We start from the raw sequence: 18,997 nt of genomic DNA on the forward strand, positions 1-18,997 counted from the left end.
GGGCCGAGAATCAGGCTCCGGCAACGCTTGCGTCGGCGATTGGCCCCACTATATACGGTTCAATCCTGAAATTGTCCCCGATGGGGGCGCCGACGGCGCTTTCGAGGCCAACGGCGCCTGCCGCTGAAGAGAGGATCGCATGAGCAAGGTTATCGGTATTGATCTCGGCACGACGAACTCGTGCGTCGCCGTCATGGACGGCTCGACTTCCAAGGTCATCGAAAACGCCGAGGGCGCGCGCACCACGCCCTCCATGGTCGCCTTCGCCGAAGGTGGCGAGCGGCTGGTCGGCCAGGCCGCCAAGCGCCAGGCCGTGACCAATCCGGAAAAGACGCTGTTCGCGATCAAGCGCCTGCTGGGCCGCCGCGCGGACGACGCCGCGTCGAAGAAATTCAACGAGCTCGTCCCCTACAAGGTCGTCGCCGGCGACAATGGCGACGCGTGGGTCGAGATCGACGGGAACAAGTACAGCCCGGCGCAGATCTCCGCGATGATCCTCGGCAAGCTGAAGGAGGACGCGGAGACCTATCTGGGCGAGAGCGTGACCCAGGCGGTCATCACCGTCCCGGCCTACTTCAACGACGCCCAGCGTCAGGCCACCAAGGACGCCGGCAAGATCGCCGGTCTCGAAGTCCTGCGCATCATCAACGAGCCGACCGCCGCCTCCCTGGCCTACGGCCTGGACAAGAAGTCGACCGGCACCATCGCGGTCTATGACCTCGGCGGCGGTACCTTCGACGTGTCCGTGCTGGAGATCGGCGACGGCGTGTTCGAGGTGAAGTCGACCAACGGCGACACGTTCCTCGGCGGCGAGGATTTCGACCAGCGGGTGATCGACTATCTGGCCGACGAGTTCAAGAAGGAGAACGGGATCGACCTGCGCTCCGACCGCCTGGCGCTGCAGCGTCTGAAGGAAGCGGCCGAGAAGGCGAAGATCGAGCTGTCCTCCTCGCAGCAGACCGAGGTCAACCTGCCGTTCATCACGGCCGACCAGTCCGGTCCGAAGCACCTGAACATCAAGGTCACCCGCGCCAAGCTGGAAGCCCTGGTGGACGACCTGGTGCAGCGCACGATCGCGCCGTGCAAGGCCGCGCTGAAGGATGCCGGCCTGTCCGCCGGCGAGATCGACGAGGTGATCCTGGTCGGCGGCATGACCCGCATGCCGAAGATCATCGAGACGGTGAAGAGCTTCTTCGGCAAGGACCCGAATCGCGGCGTGAACCCGGACGAGGTCGTCGCCTCCGGCGCGGCGATCCAGGCCGGCGTGCTGAAGGGCGAGGTCAAGGACGTCCTGCTGCTCGACGTGACCCCGCTGTCGCTCGGCATCGAGACCCTGGGCGGTGTGTTCACCCGACTGATCGACCGCAACACGACGATCCCGACCAAGAAGAGCCAGACCTTCTCGACCGCCGAGGACAACCAGACCGCGGTGACGATCCGGGTGTTCCAGGGCGAACGCGAGATGGCGGCCGACAACAAGATGCTCGGCCAGTTCGACCTTGTCGGCATTCCGCCGGCACCGCGCGGCGTGCCGCAGGTCGAGGTGACCTTCGACATCGACGCCAACGGCATCGTCAACGTCTCGGCCAAGGACAAGGCCACCGGCAAGGAGCAGCAGATCCGCATCCAGGCGTCGGGCGGTCTGTCCGACAGCGACATCGAGCAGATGATCAAGGACGCCGAGACGAATGCCGCCGGTGACAAGAAGCGCCGCGAGCTGATCGAGGCGCGCAACCAGGCGGACAACGCCATCCACGCCACGGAGAAGACCCTTGCCGACTTCGGCGACAAGGTCGATCCGGCGGACAAGTCGGCGGTGGAGTCGGACCTCGCGGCGCTCAAGACCGCGATGGACGGCGACGACGTCGAGGACATCCAGGCCAAGCTTCAGGCGCTGCAGCAGTCGTCCATGAAGCTGGGCGAGGCGATGTACAAGGCCCAGCAGGAGGCCGGGGCCGCCGAGGGCGGTGCCGAGACCGGTTCCGGCGGTCAGTCGGACTCCTCCGCCGGAGCCGACGATGTGGTCGACGCCGACTTCGAGGAAGTCGACGACCAGGATCGCAACAAGTCGGCCTGATCCCGATCAGGTGAAAACGCGTGGCCCGGCATCATCCCTTGGCGGATCGATGCCGGGCGCCGCGGTCCGCTCGGACCGGGGCTTTTCAGCGACACGCGCAACGACGACACTAGCGCGATACCGGGGGCGGTGACGATCGATGGCGAAGCGCGACTATTATGAGGTCCTGGGCGTTGACCGGAACGCCGACAAGGACACCCTGAAGAAGGCGTATCGCAAGCTTGCGATGCAGTTCCATCCCGACCGCAATCACGGTAACGCGGAAGCGGAGCTCAAGTTCAAGGAACTCAACGAGGCCTATGACGTCCTGAAGGACGACGAGAAGAAGGCCGCCTACGATCGTTTCGGTCACGCAGCGTTCGAAGGCGGCGGACCGCGTCCCGGCGGCGGCGGCGGTTTCGAGGGCTTCTCCGGCGGTTTCGCCGACATCTTCGAGGAGATGTTCGGAGACTTCATGGGCGGCGGTGGCGGCAGGCGGGGCGCCAGCCCGGGCCGCGGCGCCGATCTGCGCTACAACATGACGGTCAGCCTGGAGGACGCGTTCAACGGCAGGCAGGCAGAGATCCGCGTGCCGACCTCCGTGACCTGCGACGTCTGCGACGGCGCGGGCGCGGAGAAGGGCTCCAAGCCGATCGCCTGTCCGACCTGCGGAGGTCGCGGCAAGACCCGGACCCAGCAGGGCTTCTTCACCATCGAGCGGACCTGTGCGTCCTGCGGCGGTGTGGGCCAGGTGATCGAGAACCCGTGCAAGGCCTGCAGCGGCGCCGGCCGCCAGCGCAAGGAGAAGACCCTGTCGGTCAACATCCCCGCCGGTGTGGAGGATGGAACCCGCATCCGCCTGCAGGGCGAGGGTGAGGCCGGCATGCGCGGCGCGCCGCCGGGCGACCTCTATCTGTTCCTGAACATCCAGCCGCATCCGCTGTTCCAGCGCGAAGGCGCCGACATTTACTGCAGGGTTCCGCTGGAGATGGTCACCGCCTCCCTGGGCGGCGCGATCGAAGTGCCGACCATCGAGGGCAAGCGGGCCAAGGTCTCCGTCCCTGCCGGCACCCAGACCGGCCGGCAGTTCCGGCTGCGCGGCAAGGGCATGTCCGTCCTGCGCTCGCCGTCGCGCGGCGACATGTATGTCGAGGTGGCAGTCGAGACGCCGGTCAACCTGACCGACCGTCAGCGCGAGCTGCTGGAGGAATTCCAGAAGGACAGCGGCGTGGAGAAGACCAGTCCGCAGAGTCACGGCTTCTTCGACAAGGTGAAGGAGCTGTGGGAGGACCTTCGCGACTAGAGCAAGTCACGATCAGTTGGAAACCTTCTGCTCGTGTGACTGTGCTCTATCTTTGATGGGATAGAGGGCGATTCCCGGTGCAGATCGTTTAGATCTGAACCGATCCCGCTCTCGCATTTCAGGCGTTGCCCCGGGAACTATTCCCCCAATCCACCGGCACTACCCCCAGGAAACCGCGGGTTTCAGGGGGGTAGTACCGGCTGCACCGTCAGAACCCCCCGGTCTTCTCCCGATTGATGGCGGTGACCATTGCCCGGCCCTCGCGCTCCATGAAGGCGATCGCCGCCCCGGTCATCGCCATGGCATAGCGGATGGTGAAGCGCTGTCCCTCGGTCATCTCGGCACTGGGCAGGCCCCGCAAACGCCGCTGTTCCCTGCGGAGTCCTGCGAGACGCTCGTCCACGACGCGGTTGACGTCGTCCATCTCGACCAGATGGGCGAAGAACATGGCGGTGAGGAAGGGAGAGCGCAGAACCTCTTCGCCGGAGGCGGCCGAGACCGACGCCACCAGGGCTTCCCGCCCGATCTCGGTCAGGCGGAAGACCCGCTTCTCCAGGGAGACGTCGCCGGGCCCCACGACCTCGATCTCGCCCCGTGCTACCGCCTTGGCGAGGGCCGGATAGATGGCGCCGAGGCTGGCATGGGCGAAGTGGCCGAACCAGTCCTCCACCGATTTGCGTATGCCGTAGCCGCTGGTGTCCCCGAAGCTGAGAACCCCGAGGCAGAGCGCGCGCACATCCACGATATCTCTCCATTTAACAAGAATATCAAACCGAATTTACCTTTAACACCAAATAACTAGAAATGCGATAGCCCGACGTGCTCCCGAGGGCTGACAATGCGATAATAAACCGTATTCTCGGCGGCGCGACGGCCATGAGGGAGAAGAGCGATGGCATTGGCAGTGGGCGTGTTCGGCAGTACCGGACGCATGGGACGGATGGTCACCCGGGCCGTCACCGAGGCCGACGGGATGACCGTCAACAAAGCCGCCGATCGTGCCGGTAGTGCCCATCTCGGCGCCGATATCGGCGACCTGGCGGGCGTCGGCTCCCTCGGAGTGTCGGTGACCGACGATGTGGACGCCGTCCTGGGCGTCGACGTGGCCATCGACTTCACCCTGCCGGAGGCCACCCTCGTCCATGCGGCGCGCGCGGCCGCCAGCGGCACGCCTCTGGTGATCGGAACCACCGGCCTGACCAACGCGCAGGAGGCCACCCTCGCCGAACACGCCAAAACCACCGCCATCGTCTACGCGCCGAACATGAGTCTGGGCGTCAACCTGCTCCTGGCGGTGGTCGAGCAGGTCTCCGCCGCCCTGGACGAGGCCTGGGACATCGAGATCGTCGAGATGCATCACAACCGCAAGGTCGATGCCCCGTCGGGCACGGCCCTCGGACTCGGCCGGGCCGCCGCCAAGGGGCGGGGCCGCGCGTTCGACGACGTGGCCGTGCTGTCCCGCGAGGGCATGACCGGTCCCCGGGAACAGGGTCAGATCGGATTCGCAACATTAAGGGGCGGCGACGTGATCGGCGATCACACGGTGATCTTCGCCGGCGCTGGCGAGCGCGTCGAGATCGGCCACAAGGCGAGCGGGCGCGACGTCTTCGCCGCCGGGGCGGTGCGGGCGGCCCGCTGGGTCGCCGGACGTACGCCGGGGCTCTACACCATGCGTGACGTGCTCGGCATCACCTGATCGGTTCAATTTGGTTCCGGAATGGAGAGATGGGGCGGCAGGGCCGCGCGGCGCAACCCGTCGCGCAGCACATTTGCCAGCCCGTCCTTCTCCTCCTGGCCGAGGAAGGCGCCGATCTCCAGCCCGCGCCCCCGGGACCGCAGGGTCAGCCGGCTGGCGCGCCGCGGCCGCTGCTCCACATCGACCCGGAGCCAGGCCGAGGGCATGACGTAGCGCCGGCGGCGGCCGCGGGCGTCGATCTTCACGACCTCCAGCGCGTTGCCGGAGAGCCGGATCGTCTCGTAAGCCCGTGCGGCCCGGTAGTTCAGACGAAAGGCGAGATAGATCACCGCCACGTCGAGGCCGAGAAAGCCGACGATCGGCCACGCGCCGAGGAGAAAAAAGACCAAGCCGATGGTGAACGACAGCCCGGCGATCACGCCCATGAGGACCAGGAACCCCTGGGGCGTGAGGGATCGATGCGGATACAGAACGAGATCCAGAACCGGCGTTTCCTCGGGCTCGGACCCCGTCTTGGCGATCGGCTGCTCCATGGCCTCACATTAGCGCCGCGGACCGGGGAGCGGTCAATCCGGCATAGCGATGTGGGCGATTGCGGCCCTCTGTCGCGGGGGCTAAACAGGGACATGGCCCGCGCGATGACCAAAGCCCAGATCGAGACCTTCTTCGCCACGCTCCAGGCGGATAACCCGGAGCCGCAGGGCGAGCTCGACTGGATCAATCCCTTCACCCTGCTGGTCGCCGTCGTCCTGTCGGCGCAGGCGACCGATATCGGCGTCAACAAGGCGACGAAGAAGCTGTTTCCGGTCGCCGACACGCCGGAGAAGATGCTGGCGCTCGGCGAGGCCGGGGTGAAGGAGCACATCAAGACGATCGGGTTGTTCAACGCCAAGGCCAAGAACGTCATCGCCCTCTGCGAGCAGCTGATCGAGAAGCACGGCAGCGCGGTCCCGCGCGACCGCGAGGCGCTGGAGGCTCTTCCAGGCGTCGGCCGCAAGACCGCCAACGTGGTCCTGAACATCGCCTTCGGCGAGCCGACCATCGCCGTCGACACCCACCTGTTCCGGGTCGCCAACCGCACGGGTCTGGCGGCGGGGAAGACGCCGCTGGCGGTGGAGAAGGCGCTGTTGAAGAAGGTGCCGCCGGCCTATCTGCGCCATGCGCATCACTGGCTGATCCTGCATGGCCGCTACATCTGCAAGGCGCGCAAGCCGCGATGCCCGGACTGCAAGGTCGCCGCCGTCTGCAATTTCAAGGACAAGACGCTGGCTTCTTGAAGGAACCGGCCCCCTGAGGGAACCGGCCCGGCTCAGCTTTCCGCCTCGACCGTGTGCTGCTTCCAGAGTTCGTCGAGGCAGTCCTGCATGTCGGCCGCGCGCGGACTGTGGATATTGCGGGCCTCCATATGGACCAGGGCCGGCCCGATATCCGAGCGGTACCAGAACAGGTCCATGATGCAGGTGCGGGCCGTGTACTGCCAGACCGTGGCGCCGCCGTCCTGGCGCACGAAGGTCGGCTGGCCGATCAGCCGCGCCACCCCGGTCGGATCCAGCGCGCGGAGCGACCGCTCGTCGCGCAGCGCCACCGGCAGCAGGGCCCTGCCGGTGGTGAGCGGGACCGGGGCCGCGCCGCGGGCCACCGGCGTCGCGCCCGGGGCAGCCGCCGTCTTGGGGGCGGGCTGCGTCGTTGCGCATCCGGAAAGGAAAATCGCGGCAGTCAGGGCAGCGGCGGTCAGGGCAAGAGCGCAGGCGCGGCGCCCGGCGACACGGTCCATGCGCGGATTACTCTTCGGTCAGGGGGCTGATATCGCCCTTGATCACACCACCGAGCTCGACTTCCAGCTTGTTGAACCGGACCTTGCCCTCGAGCACGCCGGTGGCCTTCACCGACAGGGTGCCGCGGACCGACAGCTCGCCCTCGAAGCGGCCGGCGATGATCGCTTCTTCTATTGTCACCTTGCCCCGGTATAGGCCGGTGTCTGTGACCTCGAGGGATTGGCTGTGCTCCAGGGTCGCCTGGACGGTGCCTTCGACGACGAGGGAGTCGCAGGCCGTGATCTCGCCGGACAGCGAGATGTCCTTGCCGACCAGGAGACGCTTGCTCTCCTCGTTGCCGCGGGGCGCGGTCGGCCGGCGCTGCGGCGCGCCGGGAATGTCGGCGGCCGAGCGTCGGGGAATCTCGGGCACGAAGCCCTGGCCGGGGGTACGCGGGGGGGTCGAAGCGGACATGGCCGAACCTTTCGAGTCGGAAGCGGCGGAGGAGGGGGAGGATGTCGAGGTGTCCGGACGCACGGTGTCGGAGTCCGGCGACCCGGACACGCTGTCCGCGCCTTCAGACTGGCTGCCGATGGGGGTTGATGAGGAGAGATCGTCGGTGTCGGAGCCGGACTCCTTCGATGCGCCCGCATCCATCACCGGTTCGACATTTCCGTCTCGCGGCATTTCGGATGCTCTGCGACGCCGGAACATGGCTTATCTCCTAACTGAGCGCTTTCGGCTAAACGGTTGCCCCACCGGTATTATCGCGGAACGGTTCGGCGCCGCAACCGTTCATGTTCGTGGACCGCAAAAGCGGTTGCCACAACGGGGGTTGTGAGGTTCACCACAGGGATCGTCGACAGCACGGCGATGAGCACCCCGCCGAGAAAAAGCGATCCCTGATTCGCGCGCCGGAACGTCCGCATCGACATCCGGTCCAGGGTCCGCTGACCGACCATCTCGGCGTATTCGCGGCCGAGCAGGTAGCCGTTCAGCCCGTAGAACACGATCAGATTGAGACCCGGCAGCACGAAATACAGCGGCAGGGCGAGGATGTTCAGGCCGATGGACAGGAAGGCGAAGCGCAGTCCGTCGCCGAGCACCTCGCCCATCGGCACGTGACGCGGGGTCGGCGCGGTCGGATAGTGGTTCGCCATCACCGCGTCGGCGACCCGGTCGGCAAACACGCCGCTGACCAACTGCACGGAGCCGGGAAAGAAGATCAGGGCGAAGATGAAGGTTCCGATGGCGCCCAGCCAGACCAGCAGGCTGTCCAGCCACTCGGTCCCGGTCTGGGCCAGGGCGCTCAGCGCGTAGCCGACGCCGATCGTTAGAAAGACGATCAGGGCGAGGCTGGCGCCGATCGACAGAATCAGCACCGACCGCAGGCGGGGATCGCCGAGCTGCCCCAGGGTCAGGGATATGGATCTGAACATCGCCGTCTCATGTGGCCATCTCATGTGGCTGCGTCGCCCCGCCGCTTGAAACCACGAAGCCGCGCCGTATTCAAGCGCGGCACGCCCGTGAAGGGTCGATTTCCGCACGGGACCGCCCACGAACCCAATCGCCGGGGTTGATCGGTTCGGTCAGACCACTAGGGTGCTGGCGAGGCCGTTTCCAAGAACTCCTGGAGATCTGAATGACCAAGAGCCTGGATGTCGTCGCCATCGGCAACGCCATCGTCGACGTCATTTCCCGCTGCGACGACGCCTTTCTGGCGACGGAGAAAGTGGAGAAGGGCGCGATGACCCTGATCGACGCCGAGCGTTCGGAATCCCTCTACGCCGCCATGGGGCCGGGCGTGGAGATGTCCGGCGGCTCGGCCGGCAACACCGCCGCCGGCCTGGCCGCGCTCGGCAGCCGCACCGGCTATATCGGCAAGGTGCGCGATGACGGGCTGGGCAAGGTGTTCCGCCACGACATCACCGCCCAGGGCGTGCGCTTCGAGACCGCGGCGGCCCCGGACGGACCGCCGACCGCCCGCTGCCTCGTCCTGGTGACGCCGGATGCGCAACGGTCCATGAGCACCTTCCTGGGCGCCTGCGTGAACCTGACCCCCGAGGATATCCCCGAGGACCTGATCGCCGACGCCCAGGTGGTCTACCTGGAGGGCTATCTCTGGGATCAGCCCGAGGCCAAGAAGGCGTTCGTCAAGGCGGCGGAGATCGCCCACCGCTCCGGCGGCAAGGTCGCCCTTTCGCTGTCGGACTCGTTCTGCGTCGACCGGCACCGCGCCGATTTCAAGGAGCTGGTGAAGCATCACGTGGACATCCTCTTCGCCAACGAGGCGGAGTCCCTGTCGCTGTTCGAGACCGACAAGTTCGACGATGTGCTTCAGGCAGTTCGTTTCGAGGTCGAGACGGCGGCCCTGACCCGCAGCGAGAAGGGCGCGGTCGTCGTCCATCGCGACGAGGTCCACGTGCTCGATGCCGAGCCGGTTGCCCAGGTGGTCGACACCACCGGGGCGGGCGACCTCTACGCCGCCGGGTTCCTGCACGGATACACCGCCGGCAAGGACGCCGTGACCTGCGGCCGGATGGGGGCGATCTGCGCGTCGGAGATCATCAGCCACGTGGGCGCGCGGCCGGAGGCCGACCTGAAGAAGCTGGTGGCCGAGAAGCTCGGCTGATCGCTTAAGACGACTCTGAGCCGGATCCGGCCTTGCCCGGGTCCGGCATCACCCACATCAGCACCAGCAGCAGCGGCAGGCCCAGCAGGGCAAGGCCGGCGGTCATGGTGAAGAACAGCGCCCAGTCTCCGCCCAGGCTGTCGACGATGACGCCGGCGGAGGACGCGAACCAGATCCGCGCCAGATTCCCCAGCGAGTTCAGCAGCGCATATTGGGTCGCCGAGAATGCCGTGTTGCAGAGCCCGGCGAGGTAGGCGACGAAAGCGACGGTCGCCAGGCCGCCGGTGAAATTGTCGGCGATCACCGCCACGGCGAAGACGTCCGCGTCCTGGCCGGCGCCGGCGAGATAGGCATAGGCGAGGTTGGTCGCCGCCGCGGCGAGGCCGCCGGCCAGCAGGGCGCGGAACACGCCGGCCAGTTTCACCAGGATTCCGCCCGCGAAGACGCCCAGGCAGACGGCGGCGAGGCCGAACACCTTGGTGACGTCGGCGATCTGCGTCAGCTCGAAACCCAGCTCCCGGTAGAACACGAAGGACATGCGGCCGAGCAGCGCGTCCCCGAACTTGAACACGAAGACGAAGACCAGGATCAGCAGCCACCAGTCCCGGCGCATGAACTCGGCGAAGGGGTCGATCAGCGCCTGGCGCAGCCAGATCGCGGCACGCTCGGTGGCCGGCGCGCCCGTGTCGCTCACGTCCTCGGGCAAGGGATCGCGGGGTGTCGGCTCCGGGGCCAGCAGCGTGGCGGCGACGGCGATCAGCAGGGTGCAGGCCAGGATAAGATAGGTCGCGTTCCAGCCCAGGTTGGCGGCGAGATAGAGGCCACCGGCGCCGCCGACCAGGGTGCCGCCCAGATGCCAGCCCCAGATCGCCACCGCCGAGCCGGCGCCGAACTCTTCCGGTTTCAGGATGTCGACCCGATAGGCATCGATGACGATGTCCTGGGTGGCGGACACGAAGGCGACGAAGACGCAGGCCAGCGCCACCATCGACACGTCGGCGGTCGGATCGGTCAGGCCGAGAAAGGCGATGGCGGCGATCAGCAGGAGCTGGGTCAGCAGCGCCCAGCCGCGCCGGCGTCCGAGCCGGTCGGTGAGGCCGGGCAGCCGCAGCCGGTCGACCAGTGGCGCCCACAGGAAATTGATGGCGTAGGCGGTGGTGGCGAGGCTGAACAGGCCGACGCTGGACCGTGAGAAGCCGGCATCGGTCAGCCAGATCGACAGGTTCGAATAGACCAGCGGCGCCGGCAGGCCCGACGCGAAGCCGAAGACGAGGATGATGAGCATCCGGCGGTCGAGATAGACCCGGATGCCGTCGGTCCAGGAGGTGCGTTCAGCCGCCATACCGATGAGGTATCTGAGTCGCCCCGGCTTGCCCAGCATCATTAGATGCTCGGCGAGCGGGGGAGCGAAGGGACGCCGGTCAGGCTGCGTTGGCGTCGAGCGCGTAGCCGGCGGAGCGCACCGTGCGGATCATGTCGTCGTCGTTCTCGCTGTTCAGCGCCTTGCGCAGCCGGCGGATATGGACGTCGACCGTGCGTGGCTCGACATAGACGTCCGGACCCCAGACGGTGTCGAGCAGCTGTTCGCGCGAGAACACCCGTCCCGGATGCTCCAGGAAATGGCGCAGCAGGCGGAACTCGGTGGGTCCGAGATGGATGTCGCGCTCGCTGCGCTTCACCCGATGGGCCGCCAGATCCATGGTCAGGTCGGCGAAGCGCAGGATCTCGTCCTCGGTGGAGGGCCGCGCCCGGCGCATCACCGCGCGGACCCGGGCGATCAGCTCGGCCGGGCTGAACGGCTTGGTGATGTAGTCGTCGGCCCCGGAGTTCAGGCCGCGGATCCGGTCGCCCTCCTCGCCGCGGGCGGTGAGCATGATGATCGGGATGTTCTTCAGGTCGGGCGCGCGGCGCAGCCGGCGGCAGGCCTCGATCCCCGACAGCAGGGGCAGCATCCAGTCGAGCAGGATCAGGTCGGGCCGGCGCTCCGCGGCGACCAGCATGGCCTCCTCGCCGTCACCCGCGTCGATGACGCGGAAGCCTTCGCGTTCCAGGTTGTAGCGGAGCAGGGTGACGATCGGCGCTTCATCCTCGACGATCAGGATCAGTGGTTTCATGGGCTGGGTCACTCGCGACTAGAGTACGATCTGTACCGTGAATCGTCCTCTAAACCTTTGAATACAGAGCAAATTCACACGAACGGATGAGGCCATCCGACCGTGATCCGCTCTAGGACGATTCTTCGGAGAGCTCCTCCGGCTTGACGACGGCGAAGCTGCTGTTGTCCCCCTTCGGCCGGTTGCCTTCCAGGCGGCGGCCGGTCTCCTCGAAATAGACGGTCTCCGCGATGTTGGTCGCGTGATCACCGATCCGCTCGATGTTCTTGGCCACGAAGAGCAGGTGCGCGCAGGCGGTGATGTTGCGCGGATCCTCCATCATGTAGGTCAGCAGCTCCCGAAAGAGGCTGGTGTACATCTGGTCGATCTCTTCATCGCGCTGCCAGGCCACCATGGCGCGCTCCACGTCGCGCTGGGTATAGGCATCCAGCACGTCGGTGATGATCCGGTGGGTCAGCCGGCCCATGCGGGCGATGCCGTTGATCGGCCCGACCTCCGGGAGCTGCGACAGGGCCGAGGCGCGCTTGGCCACGTTGGTGGCGTAGTCGCCCATGCGCTCCAGATCGTGCGAGATCTTCAGCGCCGACAGGATCTGGCGCAGGTCGTGGGCGACGGGCTGGCGCAGGGCCAGCATCCGCAGGGTCAGCGCCTCGACCTGATCCTCCAGGTCGTCGATCGCCTTGTCGGCCTCCACGCACTGGGTCGCCAGGGCGTCGTCGCGCTTGGCGATCGCCTGGATGGAGTTGGCGAGCTGGGCCTCGACGAGACCGCCCATGCGGGAAATAGCCGACCGCAAGCCGTCCAGTTCGTCGTCGAACGAGGACACGATGTGGCTGTCGGACATGATTCAGACCTCCGGAAACGGGTGACGGGCCGCAGCCGCCTACCGGCCTGCGGCGTAGCGTTCGAGCCTAACCGAAACGTCCGGTGATGTACCCCTGGGTGCGGCTGTCGACTGGATTGGTGAAGATCGTCTCGGTCTCGCCGACCTCCACCAGATCGCCCAGGTGGAAGAACGCGGTGCGCTGGGACACGCGGGCAGCCTGCTGCATGGAGTGGGTGACGATGACGATGGTGAAGTTCTCGCGCAGCTCGTCGATCAGCTCCTCGATGCGGGCGGTGGCGATCGGGTCCAGGGCCGAGCACGGCTCATCCATCAGGATGACCTCCGGGTTCACCGCGATCGCCCGGGCGATGCACAGGCGCTGCTGCTGGCCGCCGGACAGGCCGGTGCCGGGCTGGTCCAGCCGGTCGCTGACCTCCTTCCAGAGGCCGGCCCGCTCCAGGCTCTTCTGCACGATCTCGTCCAGCTCGGCCTTGCCGTGGGCGATGCCGTGGATCCGCGGACCGTAGGCGATGTTGTCGTAGATCGTCTTCGGAAACGGATTCGGCTTCTGGAACACCATGCCGACCCGGGCGCGCAGCTGCACCACGTCCAGGGACGGGTCGTAGATGTCGTGCTCGTCCAGCGCGATCCTGCCGGTGACCCGGCAGATGTCGATCACGTCGTTCATGCGGTTGAGGCAGCGCAGGAACGTGGACTTGCCGCAGCCGGACGGGCCGATCAGCGCCGTGACCTCGTTCTGGTAGACGTCCAGGTCCACATGCTTCAGCGCATGCTTCTCGCCGTAGTAGACGTTGACGTCACGGGACTGAACCTTGGTGTAGCGGTTGGCCAATTGCTCGGGGCTCGGCGATTTGGATGCGACTTCGGGTGTCGTCGTCATGGACGTGCTGCTCATCGGTATTTCTCCTTACCACCGCCGCTCGAAGCGCTTGCGCAACAGGACGGCGACCGCGTTCATCAGAACCAGGAAGCCGAGTAGGACCATGATCGCCGCCGAGGTCTTTTCCACGAAGGCGCGCTCAGGGCTGTCGGCCCAGATATAGACCTGAACCGGCAGGACCGTCGCCGGATCGGTGAAACTTTGCGGCACGTCGACGATGAAGGCGACCATGCCGATCATCAGCAGCGGCGCGGTCTCGCCGAGTGCCTGGGCCATGCCGATGATGGTGCCGGTCAGGATGCCCGGCATCGCCAGGGGCAGCACGTGGTGCGTGACCACCTGCAGCCGCGACGCGCCCAGGCCCAGGGCCGCCTCTCGGATCGAGGGCGGCACCGCCTTCAGCGCCGAGCGGGAGGCGATGATGATCGTCGGCAGGGTCATCAGCGCCAGCACCAGACCACCGGCGAGCGGGGCCGAGCGCGGCAGGCCGAAGAAATTCAGGAACACCGCGAGGCCGAGCAGACCGAAGACGATCGAGGGCACCGCCGCCAGATTGTTGATGTTCACCTCGATCAGGTCGGTGAACCGGTTCTTCGGCGCGAACTCCTCGAGATAGGCGGCGGCCATGACGCCGATCGGGAAGGAGACCAGCAGGGTCACCGTCAGGGTCAGGATGGAGCCGATCAGGGCGCCGTAGATGCCGGCTTCCTCCGGCTCTCGGCTGTCGCCGGTGGTGAAGAAGTCCACGTTGAACGCCGCGTGCACCCGGCCCTCGGCCTCGAGATGGTCGTGCCAGCTGATCTCCCGGTCCTTCACCCGGCGGTCGCCTTCCGGCAGATCGCGGTCGATGAACCCCTTGGCGAAGGTGTCCATGTCGTCGGACATCTTGATGGCCACCGTCTGGGTGGTCCCGATCAGCGACGGGTCTTCCAGGACCATGTTCCGCAACGCGAGATCGGCGTTCGGCGAGACCAGGCCGTAGAGCATGCGCCGCTCGCGCCGGTCATCGGCGGCATCGGGGAACTCGCGCTTGAGAGCGTCGCGCACCATGTCGAGATAGTTGGCGCGCAGCAGCGTCTCGCGCTCCACCGGCCCGCCGTCGGGGTTCAGCTCCTCGGCGCTGAACGTGATGTCGAGATCGACCTCGTGCTGCCAGAAGGCCGAATAGCCCTTGGACACGATGCTGCCGAGCAGGATGAGCAGGATCACGCCGGCCGTCGCCACGCTGGCGAGACCCAGCAGACGGAACCTGCGCTCGCGGGCATAGCGGCGCGCGAGGTGAGGGCCGACGAAGACCGGACGGCGGATCGGATCGCCCGACGCGCCCCCGGGGGAGACACCCTGAGGAGAGGAGGTCGTGTCAGTCATACTTCTCTCGGTATTTGCGGACCACGCTCAGCGCGATCACGTTGAGGGCGAGCGTAATGAAGAACAGGACGAGCCCGAGGGCGAAGGCGGACAGGGTCTTGGCACTGTCGAATTCCTGGTCGCCGACCAGCAGGGTGACGATCTGCACCGTGACGGTGGTGACGGCCTCCAGCGGATTGACGGTCAGGTTGGCGGCGAGGCCGGCGGCCATCACCACGATCATGGTCTCGCCGATGGCGCGGCTCACGGCCAGCAGCAGGGCGCCGACGATGCCGGGCAGGGCTGCGGGCACGATGACCGACCGGATGGTCTCCGACTTGGTGGCGCCCAGGCCGTAGGACCCGTCGCGCAGGGATTGCGGTACGGCGTTGATCACGTCATCGGACAGGGACGACACGAAGGGGATGATCATGATGCCCATGACGACGCCGGCGGCCAGCGCGCTCTCCGAGGAGACGTCGAGGCCGATGCTCTCGCCGGCATTCCGGAAGAACGGGGCGACGGTCAGGGCGGCGAAGAAGCCGTAGACCACCGTCGGGATACCGGCGAGCACCTCCAGCATCGGCTTGGCGAAGGCGCGGAACCGGGGGTCGGCGTATTCGGCCATGTAGATCGCGGACATCAGCCCGATCGGCGCGGCGACGATCATGGCGATGAAGGTGATCAGCAGGGTGCCGACGAAGAGCGGGATCGCGCCGAACGCGCCGGAGGAGCCGACCTGGTCGCTGCGCAGGGCGGTCTGCGGGCTCCAGTTCAGGCCGAACAGGAACTCGTAGAACGGCACCTTGGTGAAGAAGATGAAGCTCTCGAACAGCAGCGACAGCACGATGCCGACGGTGGTCAGGATGGCGATCAGGGAGCTGATGATCAGGACGACGTTGATCACCTTCTCGACCGTGTTCCGCGCCCGCAGGTCGGGGCTGATGCGGTTGCGGGCGAAGGCCAGGCCGCCGGCGCCGACGCCGAACGCCGCGATGACCATGAGAATGAAGCTGGTCTGGCTCAGGCTCTTCAGCTGGGTGGCGGCCTCGGCGATCGCCGGCTCGCCGGCCCGCGCGGAAATGTTGCCGGTGGCGGTGTTGCGGATGTCGTTCAGCAGGAGGCCGTATTCCGAGGGGGACAGGCCTTCCGTCATGCCCGCCGGCAGGCCGCCCATGACGACGCCGTCGATGACGTAGGGCTGCACGATCAGCCAGATCGCCAGCAGGATTAGCGAGGGCAGGCCGATCCAGATCGCGGTGTAGGAACCGTAGTAGCTGGGAAGCGAATGAAGGTCCTTCGGCATGCCGCCTGCGGTCATCACCGCCCGGGCGCGGCCCATGGTGTAGCCGACGGCGGCGAAGCCGAGCAGCGCGAGAACCACGATGAAAGTCTGCATTGATCCCGGCTCCCTGAGAGCGATCCCGATCCGGCGCGGCGCCGACGATGGACAAAGGGTCTAACGAAAGGAGGTTTCAGAAATATTGGCGGCGCGATCAAGCCCCGGCGTGTCTTGGGCAGGCGAGGGGATGATCGGGCGGGTCAGAAGGAAGCGGCCGACCCGAAGGTCGGCCGCTGGAAATGCCTGCGATCAGAGGCTCAGATTGGTGAGCTGCTCGCCCGCGGTGCGGTACTTCTCGAGATCCGCCTCCGGCAGCGGGATCAGGCCCTTGTCGGTCAGATAGCCTTCCTGACCGGCAGCCTTCTCGCTGGTGAACTCGGCCACGAACTCCTTCATGCCGGGGATCACGCCGACATGGGCGTTCTTCATGTAGAAGAACAGGGAGCGGGAGACCGGGTAGGAGCCGTCGGCGATCGCGTCGAAGGTCGGGGCGTTGCCCTCGATCACCGAACCATGGACCTTGTCGGCGTTCTGGTCGAGGAACGAGAAGCCGAAGATGCCGAGCGCGCTCGGGTTGGCTTCCAGCTTCTGGACGATCAGGTTGTCGTTCTCGCCGGCCTCGATGAACTTGCCGTCTTCACGCATGGAGCCGAAGACCTGCTTGAACTTGTCCTTGTCGGACTTGGCCAGATCCTTCAGGAACGGGATCTCCTCGGCACCAACTTCCATCACCAGCTCGACGAAGGCGTCGCGGGTGCCGGAGGTCGGCGGCGGGCCGAGCACTTCGATCTCGGTGTCCGGCAGGTCCGGATTGATTTCGGACCACTTGGTGTACGGGTTGGCGACCAGCTTGCCGTCGACCGGAACTTCCTTGGCCAGGGCCAGGAAGATGTCCTTGCGGCTCAGCTTGTAGGTCTCGGAGGCCTTGGCGTTGGCCAGCACGATGCCGTCGAAGCCGATCTTGATCTCGGTGATGTCGGTCACGCCGTTCGAGGCGCAGAGCTCGACCTCGGACTTCTTGATCCGACGCGACGCGTTGGTGATGTCGGGATGCTCGGTGCCGACACCCTGGCAGAACAGCTTGAGGCCGCCGCCGGAGCCGGTCGACTCGATGACCGGCGTCTTGAAGCCGGTGGTCTTGCCGAAGTTCTCCGCAACCACAGTGGCGAACGGGAACACGGTCGACGAGCCGACGATGCGAATTTGATCACGGGCCTCGGCCTGGGCCGTCATGGCGACGACGCCGAGCGCGGCGATGGCGACCGCCTTGCCGAACGAGAAAGTCATGAGAATCCTCCAGTCTTTCGCTTGGGAGGTTGCAATTCCACCATCGTCGACAGGAAGGGATGAGCGCGAGATTGCCGCGCCGTCTTCCCCCGCGTTGGCTGTGCCGACAAGTACCGGTCGGATGGAAATCTTTTAAGACAGGTCTGTGAAACTTTGATTACAGAGGGCGCTGCAATTAATCCGTCATGGAAGATTCACGCAGCGGTAATCGACCGCGACCCCGCCCGATCGTCCGGTTTTACGGCGCTTTCCGCGTTGCCGCCGTTCGCCGGAGCCTTGGGCAGGAAGACGGTGACCGTGGTGCCCTCGCCCCGGATCGACTCGATGGTCAGCGCGCCGCGGTGGCGGCCGACGATGTGCTTGACGATGGCGAGCCCCAGCCCGGTGCCCCCCAACTCGCGCGAGCGGGCGGTGTCGACCCGGTAGAACCGCTCGGTCAGGCGCGGAATGTGCCCGGCATCGATTCCGTCGCCCCGGTCGCGGACGCGGACCGCAATCGCGCCGTCGCGTTTGCCGGGATAGGCGGCGGGCACCTTCTCGGCCGGGCCGGCCGCGACCTCGATGATCGTGCCGCTGCGGCCGTATTTGATGGCGTTGTCCATCAGGTTCTGCAGCACCTGTGTGAGTTCGTCGGATTCGCCGAATACGGGCGGCAGTCCGTCGTCGATGTCGAGCGCCACCCGCATGTCCTTGCGCCGCGCCTCCAGATCGAGGGTGGCCTTCACCCCTTCCAGGATCGGCTTCAGCTCGATCTTCCGGGTCGGGGCGCTGTGCTCGTTGGTCTCGATCCGCGACAGCGACAGCAGGTCGTTCACCAGCCGGCTCATGCGCAGGGACTGCAGGCGCATGATTTCCAGAAACCGGTCGCGGGCGTCGTCGTCGTCGCGGGCCGGTCCCTGCAGGGTCTCGATGAAGCCCATCAGGGTCGACAGCGGCGTGCGCAGCTCGTGGCTGACATTGGCGACGAAGTCGACCCGCATCTGCTCCGAGCGCCGCACCGCGGTCAGGTCGACGAACAGCAGCAGGGCGGCCTGCGGCAGGTCGGTGCCCTCGGGCAGGGTCTCGACCTGCACGGTGAAGGTCCGCTCCGTCGGGGCGGCGATCTCGAATTCGACGGTCGATGTCGGCTTGCCCGCCTGGGCGTCGCGGACGGCGGCGAGCACGGCGGGATGACGGATCACCGCCGACAGATCCCGGCCCTCGATATGCTGGCCGAACTGCCGCTGCGCTGCCCGGTTGGCGCGGACGATCCGCGAGCGCCCATCGACCAGCAGCAGCGGATCGGGGATCGCCTGGATCACCCGCCTGGGGGTCTCGGCCTGGCGGTGGGCGGCCTTCATCCAGGCGGTGAACTGGCGGTCGGCCCGCTCCAGCGAGAGGGCCAGCTCGGCGGCGGGGCCGGTGTCGCCGATCAGCGAGATGGCGCCGCGGCGGTCGGCCAGGGCGGTGTCCAGATCGACCGCCTGGGATCGCTCGTCCAGATGCTGCCGCAGGATCAGCAGTTCGCGCAGGTGGCGGCGCACGATGAGGATCAGCGCCAGATAGGTGGCCGCCGCCGATCCGAGCGCCGCCGGCATGCCGATTTCGCCGAGCGCGGCGAGGCCGACGAACAGAAGCCCCGGCACCAGCGCCAGGAGGCCCGCCATGCGCCACACCGTGCTCCAGGCCGGCGCCGCCATCGGGCGGCTGCGCTCTTCATGTGTCGTGCGGACCTCCGCCATGCTTCCTCCGATGCCCCA

18 protein-coding genes are annotated in these 18,997 nt (G+C 66.7%); 5 read left to right on the forward strand and 13 right to left on the reverse strand.

The window, feature by feature from the left end; genetic code table 11:
- The first annotated feature begins 139 nt into the window (after positions 1–139).
- Positions 140–2,077 (forward strand): molecular chaperone DnaK, encoded by a 1,938-nt coding sequence (gene dnaK / locus BLS34_RS10655; RefSeq protein ID WP_028796156.1) that lies wholly within the window; start codon positions 140–142, stop codon positions 2,075–2,077.
- A gap of 139 nt (positions 2,078–2,216) precedes the next feature.
- Positions 2,217–3,359, forward strand: coding sequence for a molecular chaperone DnaJ (gene dnaJ, locus BLS34_RS10660; RefSeq protein WP_028796157.1), 1,143 nt, complete (start codon positions 2,217–2,219; stop codon positions 3,357–3,359).
- 208 nt (positions 3,360–3,567) lie between these two features.
- Here dnaJ and BLS34_RS10665 read toward each other — a convergent pair whose 3' ends face one another.
- Complete coding sequence (locus BLS34_RS10665) at positions 3,568–4,101, reverse strand: PadR family transcriptional regulator (RefSeq protein WP_093150183.1); 534 nt, start codon at positions 4,099–4,101, stop codon at positions 3,568–3,570.
- Between the two features lie 156 nt (positions 4,102–4,257).
- Here BLS34_RS10665 and dapB point away from each other — a divergent pair, with 156 nt between their 5' ends.
- On the forward strand, positions 4,258–5,055 hold the full coding sequence (gene dapB / locus BLS34_RS10670; RefSeq protein ID WP_093150496.1) for a 4-hydroxy-tetrahydrodipicolinate reductase: 798 nt from the start codon (positions 4,258–4,260) through the stop codon (positions 5,053–5,055).
- A gap of 5 nt (positions 5,056–5,060) precedes the next feature.
- On the opposite strand, the gene BLS34_RS10675 is transcribed toward dapB, so the two are convergent.
- Entirely contained in the window at positions 5,061–5,588 is a 528-nt protein-coding gene (locus tag BLS34_RS10675) for a DUF2244 domain-containing protein (RefSeq protein WP_093150186.1), read from the reverse strand.
- A gap of 105 nt (positions 5,589–5,693) precedes the next feature.
- On the opposite strand from BLS34_RS10675, the gene nth reads away from it, so the two are divergent.
- Positions 5,694–6,332, forward strand: coding sequence for an endonuclease III (nth, locus tag BLS34_RS10680; RefSeq protein WP_093150497.1), 639 nt, complete (start codon positions 5,694–5,696; stop codon positions 6,330–6,332).
- A 32-nt stretch (positions 6,333–6,364) separates the two neighbouring features.
- Here the strand turns inward: nth and BLS34_RS10685 are convergent, their stop codons facing one another.
- From BLS34_RS10685 to BLS34_RS10695, 3 genes are all read right to left on the reverse strand, one after another.
- Complete coding sequence (locus BLS34_RS10685) at positions 6,365–6,829, reverse strand: hypothetical protein (protein WP_093150187.1); 465 nt, start codon at positions 6,827–6,829, stop codon at positions 6,365–6,367.
- A gap of 7 nt (positions 6,830–6,836) precedes the next feature.
- Entirely contained in the window at positions 6,837–7,283 is a 447-nt protein-coding gene (locus BLS34_RS10690; RefSeq protein ID WP_169400903.1) for a bactofilin family protein, read from the reverse strand.
- 290 nt (positions 7,284–7,573) lie between these two features.
- Complete coding sequence (locus tag BLS34_RS10695; RefSeq protein ID WP_175474180.1) at positions 7,574–8,248, reverse strand: EI24 domain-containing protein; 675 nt, start codon at positions 8,246–8,248, stop codon at positions 7,574–7,576.
- A 203-nt stretch (positions 8,249–8,451) separates the two neighbouring features.
- On the opposite strand from BLS34_RS10695, the gene BLS34_RS10700 reads away from it, so the two are divergent.
- Positions 8,452–9,441, forward strand: a complete 990-nt coding sequence (locus tag BLS34_RS10700) for an adenosine kinase (protein WP_028796162.1) — start codon at positions 8,452–8,454, stop codon at positions 9,439–9,441.
- Positions 9,442–9,445: 4 nt separating this feature from the next.
- Here the strand turns inward: BLS34_RS10700 and BLS34_RS10705 are convergent, their stop codons facing one another.
- The 8 genes from BLS34_RS10705 to BLS34_RS10740 form a co-directional block, all read right to left on the reverse strand.
- Positions 9,446–10,783, reverse strand: a complete 1,338-nt coding sequence (locus BLS34_RS10705; RefSeq protein ID WP_093150499.1) for an AmpG family muropeptide MFS transporter — start codon at positions 10,781–10,783, stop codon at positions 9,446–9,448.
- 79 nt (positions 10,784–10,862) lie between these two features.
- Positions 10,863–11,555, reverse strand: coding sequence for a phosphate regulon transcriptional regulator PhoB (gene phoB, locus BLS34_RS10710; RefSeq protein ID WP_038015711.1), 693 nt, complete (start codon positions 11,553–11,555; stop codon positions 10,863–10,865).
- Positions 11,556–11,667: 112 nt separating this feature from the next.
- Positions 11,668–12,399: a phosphate signaling complex protein PhoU gene (gene phoU, locus BLS34_RS10715; protein ID WP_028796165.1), complete on the reverse strand. Its 732-nt coding sequence runs from the start codon at positions 12,397–12,399 to the stop codon at positions 11,668–11,670.
- Between the two features lie 67 nt (positions 12,400–12,466).
- Positions 12,467–13,297, reverse strand: a complete 831-nt coding sequence (gene pstB / locus BLS34_RS10720; RefSeq protein WP_028796166.1) for a phosphate ABC transporter ATP-binding protein PstB — start codon at positions 13,295–13,297, stop codon at positions 12,467–12,469.
- Positions 13,298–13,309: 12 nt separating this feature from the next.
- Entirely contained in the window at positions 13,310–14,650 is a 1,341-nt protein-coding gene (gene pstA, locus BLS34_RS10725) for a phosphate ABC transporter permease PstA (protein ID WP_093150191.1), read from the reverse strand.
- Positions 14,643–16,028, reverse strand: a complete 1,386-nt coding sequence (gene pstC, locus BLS34_RS10730; RefSeq protein WP_028796168.1) for a phosphate ABC transporter permease subunit PstC — start codon at positions 16,026–16,028, stop codon at positions 14,643–14,645. The genes pstA and pstC overlap by 8 nt, the downstream gene beginning before the upstream one ends.
- A gap of 192 nt (positions 16,029–16,220) precedes the next feature.
- Positions 16,221–17,258, reverse strand: coding sequence for a PstS family phosphate ABC transporter substrate-binding protein (locus tag BLS34_RS10735; protein ID WP_028796169.1), 1,038 nt, complete (start codon positions 17,256–17,258; stop codon positions 16,221–16,223).
- Positions 17,259–17,452: 194 nt separating this feature from the next.
- Positions 17,453–18,979 carry an ATP-binding protein gene (locus tag BLS34_RS10740; protein WP_093150193.1) on the reverse strand — a complete coding sequence of 509 codons (1,527 nt, stop codon included), beginning with the start codon at positions 18,977–18,979 and terminating at the stop codon, positions 17,453–17,455.
- Between the last annotated feature and the right edge of the window lie 18 nt (positions 18,980–18,997).

The sequence above is a fragment of the Thalassobaculum litoreum DSM 18839 genome, from assembly GCF_900102465.1.
GTDB lineage: Bacteria > Pseudomonadota > Alphaproteobacteria > Thalassobaculales > Thalassobaculaceae > Thalassobaculum > Thalassobaculum litoreum.